Source organism: Devosia limi DSM 17137 (assembly GCF_900128975.1).
GTDB lineage: Bacteria > Pseudomonadota > Alphaproteobacteria > Rhizobiales > Devosiaceae > Devosia > Devosia limi.
This window is the reverse complement of sequence record NZ_FQVC01000004.1, coordinates 51,117-67,355: the sequence shown is the minus strand read 5'-3', so window position 1 is coordinate 67,355 and position 16,239 is coordinate 51,117. Positions and strand designations below refer to the sequence as shown.

The following is a 16,239-nucleotide window of genomic DNA, read 5'->3' as shown; positions in this document are numbered from 1 at the left end:
GCTGCGCTCACCCCCTATTTCCATGTTTGTGTCCGACCTCAGCACCCCCACCCTCGATCCCTCCCCTCAAGGGGGAGGGAGGCGATGAGCTGGGGCTATGGGGTGAAACGAACGCATTTCAGCCAGCAGTAACCGGCGCCGGCGAGCCACTATGCAATCCCCTCCCCCGTGAGGGGGAGGGCTAGGGTGGGGGTCTGCGCTCACCCCGTAATTCCATGTTTGTGTCCGACCTCAGCACCCCCACCCTCGATCCCTCCCCTCAAGAGGGAGGGAAGCGATGGAGACGAGGGCTATGTGGTGAAGCGAACGCATTTCAGCCAGCAGCAACCGGGGCCCGCGAGCCACTATGCAATCCCCTCCCCCTTGAGGGGGAGGGCTAGGGTGGGGGTGCTGCGCTGCGCTCCCCCCGTATTTCCATGTTTGTGTCCGACCTCAGCACCCCCACCCTCGATCCCTCCTCAACGGGGAGGGAGGCGGTGGAGCCGTGGATCTGGAGTTAGACCTAGCCGGCGATGCGGCCGCCGGGCATCGGCGCAGCAACGCCCGTCGTGGTGGGGAAGCTGATCGGCAGGCCGCGCAGGGTCCGGACGGCGAGGAAGGCGAAGCATTCGGCTTCGATGGCGTCGCCGCGCCAGCCAACGGTTTCGGCGGGCACGGCTTCGACGCCGGCGCGCAGGGGCAGCATGGCCATGATCGAGGGATTGTGGCGGCCACCGCCACAGACAATCAGGCGCTTGGGGCGATGCGGCAGGAGATCCAGCGCCTTGCCGACGGCGGAAGTGGTGAAGGCGGTCAGCAGCGCCGCGCCGCTTTCGGCGTCCATGCCCCGGGCCATTTCGGCAGTGAAATCGAAGCGATCCAGCGACTTGGGATAGGCGGCCGTGAGATAGGGGTGCTCGAGCAGCTTGGCGAGGCGAGTCTCGTCGACAGTGCCGGCCTTGGCCAGCGCGCCGCCGCGGTCCATTTCGCCCAGGCCAAGCGATTTGACGAAGTCATTGATCGGCGCATTGGCCGGGCCGGTATCGAAGGCGATGACCAGGTCTTGACCATCCCACCAGGTGATATTGGCGACGCCGCCCAGATTGAGCACGGCGGTATCGCCATCGCTGCCCAGCTTGCGCAACAGCGCCGCATGGTAGATGGCCGAGAGCGGCGCGCCCTGCCCGCCCGCGCGAATGTCGGCGCTGCGGAAATCGAAGGCCACCTTGGTATCCAGCAATTGCGCCATCAGGGCGCCATCGCCCAGCTGGCGGGTATCGCCGATGCGGCCGGGCTGTGGCGCGCGATGCAGGACACTCTGGCCGTGGAAGCCGACGACGCCGATGTCGGCCATGGTCATGCCCTGGCCCTCGACAAAGCTGCGCACTGCCGCCGATTGCGCCCGGGTGAGAGCCGCTTCGGCCTCCGCAAAGATCGCGGGGTCCGCACCCTCGAAGTTCCACACGCGCGCCTGAGCCAGGGTTTCTTCCAGGATATCGCGGACGTCCCGGTCATAGGGAGCCAGTGTATAGGCACCGAACTGCTCGATGGTTTCGCCATCCGTCTTGAGCAGCGCCACATCGATATTGCCGTCCAGCACCGTGCCGGTCATCAGGCCAATTGCCCAGATCGGATCCATCAGAGTTTCCTATGCGCGAGTGAAGGCATCGCCCACGCCCCGCCGCAGCGCGATGATGCCGCTGTCGAAATGGCGGGTGGGGTGAACGCGATTGGTCAGCAATGTCCAGGCGCGGCCATTGGCGAAATCGATCCAGAGGCCGGTGCCGGTAAACCCGGTATGGCCGATGGTTTCGGTGCTGCAATGCTCGCCGCCCGACCAGCCCTCATAGGGCCGTTCCCAACCATGCGTGCGGCGGGCGGATAGCGGCGTGCGGATCAGCCTGATCGCCGCGGCGGAGGCGCCTGATCCATCGAGCAGGCCCGCGGCGAAACCGAGCACCGAAGCGGCGGTGCCGAAGAGCCCTGCATGGCCGGAGCCCTGCAGCGCCGAGCAATTGTCGTCATGGACTTCGCCGACGAGGACGCGGTTGCGCCAGGTGCAATCCTCGGTGGCGGCGGCATGCTCGGGATCGGCCGACCAGGCAAAGCCCTGCCCCGGATTAAGCGCACGCAGGGTCTGGCGCGCCAGCCGCTCCAGCACAAAGCCGAGCAGGATGAAATTGATATCGGAATAGACCGAGGGGCCGGCGCGCCATTCGCGCTGCATGATGAAGGCGCGCAGCAGGTCGGGATCGCGGCCATAGGTGTAGATCGGCTCGACCGCCGGGAACGGCGTCTGGTGCCCGAGGCACTGCCGGAAGGTGATCTTGCGCTCCCATGCATCGGGATTGTACTGGCGGAAATCGGGTAGCACCGAGGTCAGCGGCGCATCGAGATCGATCCGGCCGGCATCCACCAGCTTGAGGATTTCGCTGGTGGTGAAAATCACCTTGGTCAGCGATGCCAGATCGAACCAGGTATCGTCATGCATCTTGCGCGGCGCGGGCACGGTCTGCGCCGCGCCGATGGAGCGGATCAGGCGATTGCCTGAAGCGTCGACGCAGCCCAGTACGCCACCGGGAATGCGGCCATCACGGACTGACGTTTCAAGGAGCGAGAAGGCGCGCTCAAAGCCTGCGGACTGGCTCATGCGGCGGGATAGAGGTGGCAGGCCACCGCACTCACACTGCCGGCCTCGACGGCGCTGGCCTGGGGCCGTGCCAGCTCCGGGCGGACGCTATGGCAGATATCCATGACCTTGGGGCACCTCGTATGAAATGCGCAGCCGCTCGGTGGATTGGCCGGATCGGGCAATTCGCCCTGCAGCACGATGCGCTGCTTGCGCTCGACGCCGGGGCGCGGAATGGCTGACAGCAGCGCCTGGGTATAGGGATGCTTGGGGGCATCCATGATCTCTTCGGCCGGACCGACCTCGACAATCCGCCCCAGATACATCACCGCGATACGGTCGCTGACATGGCGGATGACCGACAGGTCATGGCTGATGAACAGGATCGAGAGGTTCAGCCGCTTCTGCAGATCGGCGATCAGGTTGATGATCTGGCTCTGGATCGACACGTCGAGTGCCGACACGGCCTCATCCGCCACCAGCAGCTTGGGATTGAGCGCCAGGGCGCGGGCGATGGCGATGCGCTGGCGCTGGCCGCCGGAGAATTCGTGGGGATAGCGCTTGCCGGCATCCTCGGGCAGGCCAACCAGCTTGAGCAGTTCGGCCACCCGCGCGGCCCGCTCTTCGCGGGTGCCGACGCCATGCACCACCAGCGGCTCGCCGATAATGCCGCCCACGGTGTGGCGCGGATTGAGCGAGCCGAACGGGTCCTGGAAGATGATCTGCAGGTCGCGGCGGCGCGGCTTCATGGCGCGCTGGCTGAGGCCCATCAGGTCCTCGCCCTCGAACAGGATTTCGCCGCCGCTGGGCTCGATCAGCCGCAGCAGCGAGCGGCCGAGCGTTGACTTGCCGCAACCTGACTCCCCAACGACGCCGAGCACTTCGCCGGGCTCGATGGTCAGCGACACATCGGAGACGGCCTGCACCACGGCGCCATTCTGGCCGGGATAGGTCTTGCTGAGATGACGGAGTTCAAGAAGGCTCATGCTGCAGGGTTCCAGCACCGGATCAGGTGCGCATCGCCCACCAGGGCTGGCATATCCGTGCCGCAAGGCGCCACCATGGCATGGCAGCGCGGATGAAAGGTACAACCGACGGGGCGCCGGCCGGGCGGCGGCACCTGGCCGGGAATGGCCGGCAATTCGACGCCGGGCGGATTGGACGCCGGAATGGTGCGCAACAAGGCCTCGGTATAGCGATGGCGCGGATGGGCGAAGAGCTCGGCGGCACTGGCTTCCTCGACGACGCGGCCGCCATACATCACGGCGACGCGGTCGCAATATTGCGAGACGACGCCAAGGTCATGGGTGATCAGCAGCACCGCCATGCCGGTCTCGCGGCGCAGGTCATCGAGCAGGTCGAGGATCTGGGCCTGCACGGTGACGTCGAGGGCAGTCGTCGGCTCGTCGGCCACCAGCAGCTTGGGTTCACAGGCCAGTGCCATGGCGATCATCACGCGTTGGCGCTGCCCACCCGACATCTGGTGGGGATAGCGGCCAAGCGCAGTCTGCGGGGACGGGATGCCGACCCGGGTCAGCAGTTCGACGGCGCGCGCCTCGGCCTCGGCCCGGCTCACCTTGCGATGCAGCAGCACCACTTCGGCAATCTGGTTGCCGATGGAGAACACCGGATTGAGCGAGGTCATCGGCTCCTGGAAGATCATGGCGATCTGGTTGCCGCGCAGGTCCTCGAGCGCCCGATCGTCGAGATCGAGAATGTCCTGGCCGTCAAAGACGATGCTGCCCTTGACGATCTTCATCGGCGGTTCGGCCAGCAGCCGCATGATCGACAATGCGGTAACCGATTTGCCGCAGCCGGACTCCCCGACAAGGCCCAGCATCTCCCCCGCGGCGATGGACAGCGAGACGCCTTCGATGACCGGCCGGCTGCCGACGTCGATATGCAGGTCGTTAATTGTAAGCAGCGCCGATTCGGCCATAAATTCCAACGGGTTCGGTCAAGAGCACATGCGGCAACGTGCCGGGATATCATATCCACAGACCAGCTTGCACGGGCAGAGTTAGTACCATAGCGTTGGCCTTGTCCAGACTGGTCTTGTATTGGACTTAGTGTGGTATTTCGCGCCGCCCTGCCGCCCCAAGGTGCGCACCGCGTCCGCACGGAATTCATTCGGAGGAAATAATAATGGCTTTGAAAAAGCTCGGACTTGCGCTGCTCGCCACCACCATCTTTGTCGGCGCGGCCAGCGCGGCAACCATCGATGTCGCCATCGACTCGTCGCCCGCCGGCCTTGATCCGCACCTGATTACCGCCTTCAACTCGGTCGTCATCGTGCAGAGCAACATCTATGAAGGCCTCACCGCCATCGACAAGAACCTGGCCGTAGTGCCGGGCCTCGCCGAGAGCTGGGATGTGTCGGAAGACGGCCTGACCTATACCTTCCACCTGCGTCCCAATGTCGTGTTCCACGACGGTTCGACCTTTGATGCCGAAGACGTCGCCGCTTCAATTCGCCGCGTCCAGGCCGCAGAAACCGCCTCGCCGCTGGCCAGCCGCGTGTCCCCGATCACCGGCATCAATGTGATCGATCCGGCCACCATCGAGCTCAAGCTCGACGCGCCCTTCGCGCCGATCCTGTCCTCGCTGTCGGGCATCGCCATGGTCCCGGCCGAAGTCGAGACCAATGTCGAAGCCCTGCAGCAGGCTCCGGTTGGCACCGGCCCGTTCAAATTCGCTGAATGGCAGCCAAACGGCTTCATCAGCCTGGCCAAGAACGACGCCTACTACGTCGAAGGCTCGCCCAAGGTCGACGAAGTCCGCTTCAACTTCGTGCCGGAATCGGCCACCCGCCAGGTTGGCGTGACCAGCGGCGAATATGACCTGCTGCCCGGCATCGATCCGGCGACTGCCCTGCAATTGCAGGGCCAGCCCGGCGTTACCGTCCAGGAAACCCGCGACATCTCCTATACCCTGCTGGGCATGAACGCGTCGCGCGAACCCTTCACCAATCCGAAGGTGCGCACCGCGATCAACATGCTGCTCAACCGTCAGGAGATCATCGACGGCGCCCTGTTCGGCGCTGGCGTTCCGGCCGGCCCGCTCTCGCAGGCGCTGGTCAACTGGGCCGTCGATCCCACCAGCTTCGCCTGCTACACCACCGACGTCGAAGGCGCCAAGGCGCTGCTCGCCGAAGCTGGCGTGACCACCCCGCTCAAGCTGACCATGAACGTGCTGCCGCGCCAGGATACGCGCGACATTGCCCAGGTCGCGCAGCAGCAGCTGGCGGCCGGCGGCATCGAGGTTGAGCTGATCACCCAGGAAATCGGTGACTTCGTGCAGTCATGGCGCAATTCCGAGTTCGACATGTTCGTCTCGGCCAATGGCGGCAGCCCCGATCCCGATGAATACTTCTACCGCACCTTCCGCGGCGGCGGCTCGACCAACGTCTTCAAATATGACGATGCAGAGCTCGACGCCTGGCTGGACGAAGGCCGCACCCTGACCGATCCGGCAGCCCGCAAGGCAGTCTATGACCAGGTTCAGGCCAAGCTGGCTTGCGAAGGCCCGGCAGCCCATATCGCCTATGGCACGCTGTTCTCGGCCGTCAACGACAAGGTCCAGGGCTTTGAAATCTTCCCCAATGGCCGCCTGACCAGCCTCGTCAACGCGACCGTCTCCGAGTAAAGGCCTACCCGGCGCAGTGCTTTTGCACTGCGCCGTCCTGTTTTCGGACGGCTGTCCGTAGAGATTGAGCCCCTTATGCCGATGCGCTTCATCATGAGCCGGATTGCCGACCTGCTGGTCGTGCTGTTTGGCGTCTCGATCGTCGTATTCCTGATGATCCGCCTCATTCCCGGCGACGCCGTCGCCATCATGCTGGGCGCCAATACCGAAATCACGCCCGAGCGCATTGCCGAGCTTGAGGCCCGTGTGGGTCTGGATAAACCCATCCTGGTCCAGTATGGCCAGTGGATCTGGAACGCGCTGCAGGGCAATCTGGGCACCTCGCTGTGGACCGGCCGCCCGGTGACGCAGGAAATCGCCGCCAATATCTGGCCGACCATCGAATTGACCGTGCTGTCGATCCTGTTCGGGGCCGGCCTGGCCATTCCGCTGGGCTGCTTCATGGCCGAAGCGCGCGGCAAGGGTGCCGAAGTCGCCGTCCGCATCGGCGCCATTGCCGGGCTGACCATCCCGTCCTTCTGGTTGGGCATTGTCTCCATCTTCATGGTCGCCAAGTTTCTGCCCGGTGTGCAGGCGCTGGGCTATGTGCCGTTTCATCAGGACCCACTGGGCAATCTGCAGCGCATGATCCTGCCGGTGATTGCGCTGTCGCTGCCCATGTTGGCCAATCTATCGCGCCTCGTCCGCTCGGCCATGCTCGATGCGCTGAACCAGGACTATATCCGCACCGCCAAGGCCAAGGGCGCCGGCCGCCGCCGCATCATCTACAAGCACGCGCTGCGCAATGCCCTGATCCCGTTCATCACCAGCGTCGGCGTCGCCGCCGGCTATCTGCTGGGTGGCGCCATCGTCATCGAGCAGGTGTTCGCCATTCCCGGCCTCGGGCGGCTGGTGCTGGGCGCCATTGCCGAGCGCAATTATCCCCTGGTGCAGGCCACCATTCTGGTCATGACCTTCGCCTTCGTCATGGTCAATTTCATTGTCGACCTGCTCTATGCGGTCATCGACCCGCGGGTTTCCAAATGATCGCCTTCATGCGGCGCAACAAGCTGCTGACCTTCGCCGCCATTTTCGTTTCGCTGCAGGTGCTGCTGGCGATCTTTGCGCCTCTGCTGGGGCTGCAGGACCCCTATCAGCAGGTCATGGTCCAGCGCATGAAGGGCCCCAATCCGACCAATTGGCTGGGCACCGACCAACTGGGCCGCGACGTGCTGGCGCGCATCGTGCATGGCTATCGCACTTCGCTGCTGACCTGCGTTACCGCCGTTGGCCTGTCGCTGCTGGCCGGTGGTTCGCTGGGCATGCTCGCCGCCTATTATGGCGGCTGGTTTGACCGCATCATCATGCGCATCATGGACGTGCTGTTTGCCTTCCCGATCATGCTGCTGGCCATTGGCGTCATCGCCGTGCTCGGGCCCAGCGCCTGGAGCGCCGCGCTGGCCATCGCCATCGTCTATACGCCGATCTTTGCCCGCCTGTTGCGCGGCCCGGCCCTGGTCATCTGCGCCAGCGAATATGTCAATGGCGCCAAGGCCATCGGCGCCTCGGATGGTCGCATCATCTTCCTGCATCTGCTGCCCAATCTGAGCTCGGTCGTGCTGGTGCAGACCAGCCTGCTGCTCTCGGCCGCCGTGCTGGTCGAAGCCTCGCTGTCCTTCCTCGGGCTGGGCGCGCAGCCGCCAACGCCATCGCTGGGCCTGATGCTGTCGGAAGGCCGCAACTTCCTGCTGCTGTCGCCCTGGCCCGCCGTGTTTGCCGGCTTTGCCATCCTGTTCCTGTCCTTTGGCTTCAATCTCCTGGGTGATGCCCTGCGCGATACGCTCGACCCGCGCCTCAAGGCCGTCGCCTGATGCCTGCAATACTGAACGCAGTGGTCGAAAGCTTCGCCATCGATGGCGTCTTCACCATTGCCCGCGGGTCCAAGACCCATGCCGAGGTGATCCGCGTCACCATCGAGCGCGACGGCCTTATCGGTCAGGGCGAATGCGTGCCCTATGCCCGCTATGGCGAGAGTGTCGCCGGCACGCTGGAGACGATACTGGCGCTGCAGGCGCAGATTGCCGGTGGCCTTGACCGTCAGGCATTGCAGTCTGCCCTGCCCCCAGGCGCGGCGCGCAACGCGATCGACTGCGCGTTTTGGGACTTGGAAGCCAAGGCCCGCAAGACCGACGCTGCGGCGATGGCCGGCATCACCTTGCCCGAGAGCCTCGTCACCGCCTACACGATCAGCCTCGGCACACCAGACAGCATGGCCGCTGCGGTCAAAACCGCGGGCGCCTATCCGCTGCTCAAGATCAAGCTGGGCGGCGATAACGATATCGAGCGGCTGAAAGCTGTCCGCGCCGCAGCGCCGAAAACGCGCCTGGTCATCGACGCCAATGAGGGCTGGACCGAAGCCAATCTCGTCGCCAACCTCGCCCATTGCCAGGCACTGGGGATTGAACTGGTCGAGCAACCGCTTCCAGCAGGACGCGATGGCATGCTGGCTACGATTGCCCGCGCCGTACCGGTTTGCGCCGATGAATCAACCCATCATCGCGACGGCCTTGCAGCGCTTGTCGGGCGCTATGATGCCATCAACATCAAGCTCGACAAGACCGGCGGCCTCACCGAAGCTCTCGCCATGGCGGCCGATGCCCGCGCGCTCGGCCTCAAGCTGATGGCTGGCTGCATGGTGGGCACATCGCTCTCCATGGCCCCGGCCATGCTGGTCGCGGCCAATGCCGATTGGGTCGATCTCGACGGCCCCCTGCTGCTCAAGGCCGACCGGCCCGGTGGCCTGCACTACCAGCAGGGGCGCGTCAGTCCATCGGCCTCGCTTTGGGGCGCTTCAAAATAGATCGAGCGTGAAGCGGCGGGACAGGCCGATGCCGACCTTGAACTGGTTTTCGGCGCCCCTTTCGATGATCGGCGAATTGGCGGCGCTGCCGACCAGCCTTGCGTAGGACGCGTTGGCGTTGATGAACGTATCCGGCATGACCTCATAGCGCGCCGACACATTGAGCCCGGCCGACTTGATCCCGCCGTTTGCATCGAAGGCAGCAAGACGCCCGCCCGTCGCCGCAGACCCGGCGGCGGTGACGCCAAAATAGGTGTCCATATAGCCCTGCGTGGCAAAGCTGAGCATGGGGCCGCCGACGATTTCGAGTTCCGGCGTCAGCTTTGCCGTGAGGTTCAGGCCGATATCGCCGATCAGTCCCTGGGCGCCGCCAAATGCATAGCGGAGTTCGCCATAAAGCTCTGCCGGACCCCATTCATAGCCGACGCGAATGCCGGCGGCATAGGTGGGGTCGATATCGTCGAGGCCGATGAGGTGCGCATTGTCGACGCTGCGACGCGCCCCGGCGACACTGAAGGCCGGCGCGAAGGAGAACCCACCCTGCTGCTCGCCACCGCCGATGTCGAGCAATCCGGGGACCACCAGCAGCTCGAGATTGATGCGCGGAATGAAGACCGGACCATATTTGGAGGAGCCGTCATAGAGCGGCGCATAGCCAACGCCCAGGCCCAACTCGATGATCAGGTCCGGCTGGAACGTGGCCTCGGCAAATTCTGCGGGTGCGGCGCCGAAGGTGTTGAACTCGCCGGCTAAGACGGGGACAGCGGCGATAAGCGCAGTGAAGGACGCAAGAATTTTCAGACGGGCAGGACGCATCGGCAACTCTGATTTCGACAATGGCGCAGGCACTGCCTGAGCATTCATGGTCCGGGTTCCTTTGACGACGCCTGGTGCGCAGCGCGGCGACCACGGGCGGACGAAGGTGCCCCGACATTGCACGGCACCAGTTAACGATGCGCGCAGTACGAGGCTCATTCCACGCTGTCGCCTGCCAATAATCTCGTGAAAAACTTCGCTGCCAGAGCCAATGTTTGGGTCGTCCTGGCGCGAGGAATGCCCGCTTTCCGGGCGTTCCCGCAGCGTCCGGCCGCATGAAATCCACAGTCTGCCCCGCTGACGAATCCAGCTTGACAAGATCGGCGCAAATTTTGTTAATGCGCATTAGCAGCTAATACGCATTAGCAGATTATCTGCACGCGGGAGGAACCGTTGACAGCTTCAAAGCGCCTGACACAACGCGACATTGCGCGGCTGGCCGGAGTGAGCCAGGCGACGGTTTCGCTCGTGCTCAACGATGCCTCCAGCGCCGAGGGCCGCATTCCGCAGGAGACCCGCGAGCGCGTCCACAAGGCCATTCGCGACACCGGCTATGTCGCCGATCCGATCGCCCGCCGCATGGCCAAGGGCCTCAATCGCATTCTCGGCGTTTTCACCTATGAACCGGCCTTCCCGGTCGAACAGGCCGATTTCTTCGGCCCCTTCCTGTTCGGCATCGAGGAAGCGGCCCAGCAGATGGGCTATGACCTGCTGCTGCTGACCGGTGCCGCCCACGGCGCCCAGCGTAAGATTTTCAGCGAGAACAACCGGCTGCGCCTCGCCGATGGCTGCCTCGTGCTCGGTCGCCAGTTCGATCAGGATGAACTGGCCCGGCTGGTGGGCGGCGATTATCCGTTCGTCGCCGTCGGCCGCCGTGATGACGCGGGTGGCCCCGTCCCCTATGTCGGCGGCGATTACGCCACCGCCACCGCCGCGCTGGTGCAGCGCGCGCGCGAACTCGGCCATCACCGCATTGCCTATGTGGGCCCCGCGCAGGGCGCTGAATCCACCGTCGACCGCTGGGTCGGCTTCAGCAGCGCCATTGCCGGCATGGACTTCGTTGCCCATGTGCCCGCGGCGGCCCAACCGGCGGCGCAGACCCTCGATACGCTCATCGCCAGCAAGGCCAGCGTCGTATTCTTCATCGAACTCGCCGACGCCATCCAGGTCGAGCAACTGGCGCTGCAGCGCGGCATCTCCATCCCCGGCGACCTGTCGATCGTGGTGCTGGGCAATCACATCCGGGCTGAACAGACCATCACCCGTTTCACCTCCTTCTCCATCCCCCGCGAAGCCATGGGGCACAGCGCTGCCCGCATGCTGGTGCGGCGCGTGGAGAGCCAGGAACCCACCCAGCAAGTGCTGCTCCCCTGTGAACCCGTCGAAGGGGAAACCCTCGGCGCCATGACCCATCGGACCAAATGAAAACTAAAGAACTCAGCGCAGACATCCTGATCATTGGCGGCGGCCTCGGTGGCGTTGCCGCGGCTCTGGGGGCCTTGCGCAATGGCCGCTCGGTCATCATGACCGAGGAATTTGACTGGATCGGCGGCCAGCTGACCAGCCAGGCCGTGCCGCCCGATGAGCATTCATGGGTCGAGCAGTTCGGCATCACCCGCTCCTATCGCAAGCTGCGCAATGGCATCCGCCAGTATTACCGCGACAATTATCCGCTGACCGAGGCCAGCCGTGCCTGGGGCGATCTCAATCCCGGTGCTGGCTGGGTCAGCCGACTTTGCGCCGAGCCGCGGGCCGGCGTTGCCGTGCTCGAAGCCATGCTGGCGCCCTACCGTGGTGGCGGCAAGCTGACGGTCCTGCAGCCCTATCGCCCCGTTGCCGCCGATGTGCAGGGCGATATCGTCCGCTCGATCACCGTCCGTCATCGCGATACCGGCGCCGAAATCACCTGCTGGGCCCCCTATGTGATCGACGCCACCGAGCTCGGCGACCTGCTGCCGATGACCGGGACCGAATATGTCACCGGCTTCGAGAGCCGCCACGACACCGGCGAGCCCAGCGCCCCCGATGTGGCGCAGCCCGATAACGTCCAGGCCGTGTCGGTCTGCTTTGCCATCGACCATGTCGACGGCGACCAGACCATCGACAAGCCGGACAATTACGACTTCTGGAAAGCCTACCAGCCCAGCTTCTGGGGTGGCCCGCTGCTCGGCTTCAAGGCGCCGCATCCACGCACGCTGGAAATCGTCGAACGCTCGTTCACGCCCAATCCCGATGATGATCCGCTGCTGGTCGACGCCGACCAGCGCCGCAATCCCGGCGATGGCAATCTGTGGACCTTCCGCCGCATCGCCGCCCGCCGCAACTTCGTGCCTGGCGCCTACAATTCGGACATCTGCCTCGTGAACTGGCCGATGATCGATTACATGGAAGGCTCGATCATCGACGTATCCGAAGAGGAAAAGGCCCGCCATCTCAAGGCCGCCGCCGACCTCTCCTATTCGGTATTCTATTGGCTGCAGACCGAGGCACCGCGCGTCGATGGCGGCCAGGGGTTTCCGGGCCTGCGCCTGCGCGGCGACGCCACCGGCACCGATCATGGCCTGGCCATGGCGCCCTATATCCGCGAGAGCCGCCGCATCAAGGCGGTGACCACCATTGTCGAGCAGGACGTCTCGATGGCCATTCACGGCAATGCCCTGTCACGCCAGTATCGCGACAGCGTCGGTATCGGCATGTACCGCATCGATCTGCACCCTTCCACGGGCGGCGACAATTACGTCGACGTCGACTCCTCGCCGTTTGAAATTCCGCTGGGCGCGCTCTTGCCCCAGCGCGTGCGCAACCTGCTGCCAGCCGGCAAGAATATCGGCACCACGCACATCACCAATGGCTGCTACCGGCTGCATCCGGTCGAGTGGAATGTCGGCGAAGTCGCCGGTCTGCTCGCCGCTCACTGCCTCGAAACCGGGCTCACACCGCATGCGGTGCAGGAAAACGACGCCCAGCTCGAGGCCTTCCAGACCCGGCTCTATGGCGAGGGGATCGAAATCCGCTGGCCGGACGTGCGCGGCTACTAAACGTTCAACAGGAGGAACCCGAAATGTCCAAGATCACGCATCTCAAGTCAGCAGCGGCTGCGGCCGGCATCCTGCTGCCACTCGCCTGGAGCGGCGTCGCCTGGGCCCAGGACGCCGTCAACCTGCGCATGACCATCTGGAGCGCCAACGAGGCGCATCTGGCCATGTTCAACGAGATCGCCGAGGGCTTCAAGGCAACCCATCCCAATGTCTCTATCACCTTTGAGCCGCTGCCCTTCGACAGTTACACCACGACCCTGACCACCCAGATTGCCGGCGGCAACCCGCCGGACCTGGCCTGGATCCTGGAGACCACCGCCGCCGACTTCGTCAATTCGGGCGCCCTCGCCCCGCTGACCGACGCATTCGCCGCCACCGCGGGCTATGAGCTGGACGACGTGAACCCGAGCGCCACCGCGCTCTGGACCAAGGACGGCCAGCTCTTCGCCTACCCGTTCTCGACCTCCCCTTTCGCTATTTTCGCCAACAATGACGTGATCAAGGCCACTGGTGCAAAGACCCCGGCCGAGTTGATCGCAGCGGGCGAATGGAACTGGGACAATGCCTTCGCCACCGCCGCCACCGTCGGCCAGTCGGGCAAGGCGGGCCTGGTCGTGCGCGACTTCAAGTACCAGAGCTGGCAGAATCTCGCCTCGATCTGGAGGGGCTGGGGCGCGGCCCCGTGGAGCGCCGATGGCAAGACCTGCGGCTTCACCGAACCGGCCATGGTCGGGGCCATGACGGCCATCCACAAGGCCATCTTCACCGACAAGGCCATGCCTGGACCGGGCGAAGACATCGACTTCTTCGCTGGCGAGACCGGCATGACCATCACCCAGATCAGCCGCGCTTCGCTGCTGCCCAAGGAAAACCCATTCGACTGGGACCTGGTGCCGCTGCCTGCCGGCCCTGCCGGTGAATATGCCGTGGTCGGCCAGGCCGGCGTCGGCGCTTTCGCCGCCGGTGCCAACGCCCCCGTGGCGGTGGAATTCCTTGCCTATATGACCAACCCGGAAAACAGCCAGAAGCTGGCCCAGTTCTTCCCGCCGGCGCGTGCGAGCCTCTTGAACGCCCAGACCTTGGCCTCGACCAATCCGCTGCTCTCCGCCGAGCAGATCGAGAACGTCGTGATCGCCGGTATTTCGTCGGGCACCGTGCTGCCGGGCCACACCAACTTCGCCCAGATCCAGCAGACCGTCCGCGCCAGCCTCGACAGCCTCTGGGTTGCCGATGCCGACGTCCCGGCCGTGCTGCAGTCGGTCTGCGACAGCGTCGCGCCGCTGCTCGCCCGCTAAAGTCGATTTCGCTGTCGACACCCTCCCCCTTGCGGGGACTGCTTTTTCGCCGCGAGCGAAAAAGCTGGGATCAAGGGTGGGGGATGGTTGGCCCCGACACCGGGGCTCTCAACACCCCCACCCAACCTCCCCCGTCACGGGGGAGGTGCCGTCCGGTGGTTGTGACATGAGCCTGCCACGCCCCGCCCGAATGACAGATGCAATGTCCCTCCCAAATCGGGGGGAGAAGGACCAAGCATGACTGCCGCGGCAGACTCTCCTCCAAGAAAACGTCCGTTCTGGACCATCGAACGCCGCGATGCTGCTGCCGGCTATGTTTTCATCGCGCCGCAGCTGATCGGCATCGTTACCTTCGTGCTGATCCCGCTTGGCCTGGTGTTCTGGTACTCGCTGCACGAGTGGAACGTGCTGGCCAATACCTTCAATTTCGTCGGCAGCGCCAATTACCAGATGCTGCTCAACGACAAGGCCCTACCCCAGGTGCTGCTGTCATCTGCCATCTTCTCGGCTGGGCTCGTCGTGCTCAACATGTCGCTGGCGCTGCTGCTGGCCGTGCTGCTCGACCAGAAGCTCAAGGGCATCGTGGTCTTCCGCACCCTGTTTTTCTCGCCGGTGGTCGTCTCGCTGGTGGCCTGGACCATCGTCTGGAGCTTCCTGTTGCAGAACAATGGCGGCATCAATGGCATGCTGCAGATGATCGGCGTCGAAGGCCCCAACTGGCTGCGCCATCCCTCTACCGCGATGCTTTCGGTCGTGGTCGTGCAGGTGTTCAAGAATGTCGGGCTGAACATGATCCTGTTCCTTGCCGCCCTGCAGGGCGTGCCCAAGGAGCTCTATGAGGCGGCGCGCGTCGATGGCGCCGGGCGCTTCAAGCAGTTCCGCCGCATCACCCTGCCGCTGATCTCGCCAACGATCCTTTTGACCTCGATCATCACCATTGTCGGCTCGCTCCAGGTCTTCGCCCAGATCGCCGTGCTGACCCAGGGTGGTCCGGGCATGAGCACCACCGTGCTGGTCTATTATCTCTACCAGCAGGCCTTCCAGTTCCATTTCTTCGGCTATGGCTCGACCCTGTCGATCCTGCTGTTCGTCATCGTTGCAGTGCTCACATTCGCCCAGTGGCAGTTGCGCAAGCGGATCGTCTTCTATGAAAACTGATCTCTCACCCCGCATGAAGATCGGCCTTTATGGCCTGATGTGCGTGCTGCTCATCCCCTTCGTCTTTCCGACCTGGTGGATGGTCACCTCATCGGTCAAGCCGATCAGCGATATCTTCGCCTTCCCGCCGGACCTGTGGCCGCGCCGCTTCGATTTCACCACCTATCAGAAGGTGTTCGAGCTGCAGCCCTTTGCCCGGCAATACTGGAATTCGGCCTATATCGCCGCGCTCGTCACCATTGGCACCATGATCATCTCATCGATGGCGGGCTATGCCTTTGCGCGCATCAAGTTTCCCTTCGCCAACACCATCTTCATGATCGTGCTGCTGGGGCTGCTGATCCCGTCCGAAGTCACCATCGTGCCGCTGTTCCAGATGTTCCTCAAATGGGGGATGATCAACACGCACTGGCCGCTGATCCTGGTGCCGATCTTTGGTGCGCCATCGGTCTTCGCTACCTTCGTCATGCGCCAGTTCTTCATCGCCCTGCCGGGCGAGCTGGAAGAAGCCGCGCGGGTCGATGGCCTTGGCCGGTTCAAGATCTTCTGGATCATCGCCCTGCCGCTGGCCAAGCCGGCGCTGGGTGCGGTCGCGATTTTCACGTTCCTCCACAGCTGGAACCTCTATCTCGAACCCATCGTCTTCCTGTCCTCGACCAATATGTTCACCCTGCCCCAGGCACTGACCCAGTTTACCGACGCCTATGGTGGCGCCATGTGGAACATCCAGCTTGCCGCCGCGACCATGACCGCGATCCCGGTGCTGCTGGTGTTCATCTTCGCGCAGAAGCAGTTCGTCGAGGGCCTCGCCCATTCTGGCCTCAAGGGCTGACAAGGATA

At 64.2% G+C, this 16,239-nt stretch carries 14 protein-coding genes; 9 read left to right on the top strand and 5 right to left on the bottom strand.

The annotated features are described in order from the left end of the window. Positions 1 to 502: 502 nt before the first annotated feature. The 4 genes from BUA69_RS07840 to BUA69_RS07825 are packed head-to-tail and all read right to left on the bottom strand — an operon-like array spanning position 503 to position 4,547. A complete protein-coding gene (locus BUA69_RS07840) occupies positions 503 to 1,618 on the bottom strand; it encodes an anhydro-N-acetylmuramic acid kinase (RefSeq protein ID WP_046134158.1) in 1,116 nt (371 codons plus the stop codon). 9 nt (positions 1,619 to 1,627) lie between these two features. After that, a complete protein-coding gene (locus BUA69_RS07835; RefSeq protein WP_046134159.1) occupies positions 1,628 to 2,629 on the bottom strand; it encodes a serine hydrolase domain-containing protein in 1,002 nt (333 codons plus the stop codon). After that, positions 2,626 to 3,594 carry an ABC transporter ATP-binding protein gene (locus tag BUA69_RS07830; RefSeq protein WP_046134160.1) on the bottom strand — a complete coding sequence of 323 codons (969 nt, stop codon included), beginning with the start codon at positions 3,592 to 3,594 and terminating at the stop codon, positions 2,626 to 2,628. Before BUA69_RS07830 ends, BUA69_RS07835 begins: the two co-directional genes overlap by 4 nt. Continuing rightward, positions 3,591 to 4,547, bottom strand: coding sequence for an ABC transporter ATP-binding protein (locus BUA69_RS07825; RefSeq protein WP_046134161.1), 957 nt, complete (start codon positions 4,545 to 4,547; stop codon positions 3,591 to 3,593). Before BUA69_RS07825 ends, BUA69_RS07830 begins: the two co-directional genes overlap by 4 nt. Before the next feature lie 206 nt (positions 4,548 to 4,753). Between BUA69_RS07825 and BUA69_RS07820 the strand changes: the two genes are divergently transcribed. From BUA69_RS07820 to dgcA, 4 genes are all read left to right on the top strand, one after another. Then, positions 4,754 to 6,253 carry an ABC transporter substrate-binding protein gene (locus BUA69_RS07820; protein WP_046134162.1) on the top strand — a complete coding sequence of 500 codons (1,500 nt, stop codon included), beginning with the start codon at positions 4,754 to 4,756 and terminating at the stop codon, positions 6,251 to 6,253. A gap of 75 nt (positions 6,254 to 6,328) precedes the next feature. Then, the gene (locus BUA69_RS07815; protein ID WP_244468705.1) at positions 6,329 to 7,279 is read left to right on the top strand and encodes an ABC transporter permease; all 951 of its coding nucleotides are present in this window, start codon (positions 6,329 to 6,331) and stop codon (positions 7,277 to 7,279) included. Beyond that, positions 7,276 to 8,103, top strand: a complete 828-nt coding sequence (locus BUA69_RS07810; RefSeq protein ID WP_046134163.1) for an ABC transporter permease — start codon at positions 7,276 to 7,278, stop codon at positions 8,101 to 8,103. Before BUA69_RS07815 ends, BUA69_RS07810 begins: the two co-directional genes overlap by 4 nt. After that, positions 8,103 to 9,092, top strand: a complete 990-nt coding sequence (gene dgcA, locus BUA69_RS07805) for an N-acetyl-D-Glu racemase DgcA (protein ID WP_046134164.1) — start codon at positions 8,103 to 8,105, stop codon at positions 9,090 to 9,092. The genes BUA69_RS07810 and dgcA overlap by 1 nt, the downstream gene beginning before the upstream one ends. On the opposite strand, the gene BUA69_RS07800 is transcribed toward dgcA, so the two are convergent. Next, on the bottom strand, positions 9,084 to 9,908 hold the full coding sequence (locus BUA69_RS07800; RefSeq protein WP_052950398.1) for a MipA/OmpV family protein: 825 nt from the start codon (positions 9,906 to 9,908) through the stop codon (positions 9,084 to 9,086). The two genes, dgcA and BUA69_RS07800, sit on opposite strands and share 9 nt — an antisense overlap. A gap of 393 nt (positions 9,909 to 10,301) precedes the next feature. Between BUA69_RS07800 and BUA69_RS07795 the strand changes: the two genes are divergently transcribed. From BUA69_RS07795 to BUA69_RS07775, 5 genes are all read left to right on the top strand, one after another. After that, positions 10,302 to 11,333: a LacI family DNA-binding transcriptional regulator gene (locus BUA69_RS07795; protein ID WP_046134165.1), complete on the top strand. Its 1,032-nt coding sequence runs from the start codon at positions 10,302 to 10,304 to the stop codon at positions 11,331 to 11,333. Next, positions 11,330 to 12,946 carry an FAD-dependent oxidoreductase gene (locus BUA69_RS07790; RefSeq protein WP_046134166.1) on the top strand — a complete coding sequence of 539 codons (1,617 nt, stop codon included), beginning with the start codon at positions 11,330 to 11,332 and terminating at the stop codon, positions 12,944 to 12,946. Before BUA69_RS07795 ends, BUA69_RS07790 begins: the two co-directional genes overlap by 4 nt. A 23-nt stretch (positions 12,947 to 12,969) precedes the next feature. Then, positions 12,970 to 14,241: an ABC transporter substrate-binding protein gene (locus tag BUA69_RS07785; RefSeq protein ID WP_072866503.1), complete on the top strand. Its 1,272-nt coding sequence runs from the start codon at positions 12,970 to 12,972 to the stop codon at positions 14,239 to 14,241. 237 nt (positions 14,242 to 14,478) lie between these two features. After that, complete coding sequence (locus BUA69_RS07780; RefSeq protein ID WP_046134168.1) at positions 14,479 to 15,399, top strand: carbohydrate ABC transporter permease; 921 nt, start codon at positions 14,479 to 14,481, stop codon at positions 15,397 to 15,399. Next, positions 15,389 to 16,231: a carbohydrate ABC transporter permease gene (locus BUA69_RS07775; protein WP_046134169.1), complete on the top strand. Its 843-nt coding sequence runs from the start codon at positions 15,389 to 15,391 to the stop codon at positions 16,229 to 16,231. Before BUA69_RS07780 ends, BUA69_RS07775 begins: the two co-directional genes overlap by 11 nt. Positions 16,232 to 16,239: the final 8 nt, after the last annotated feature.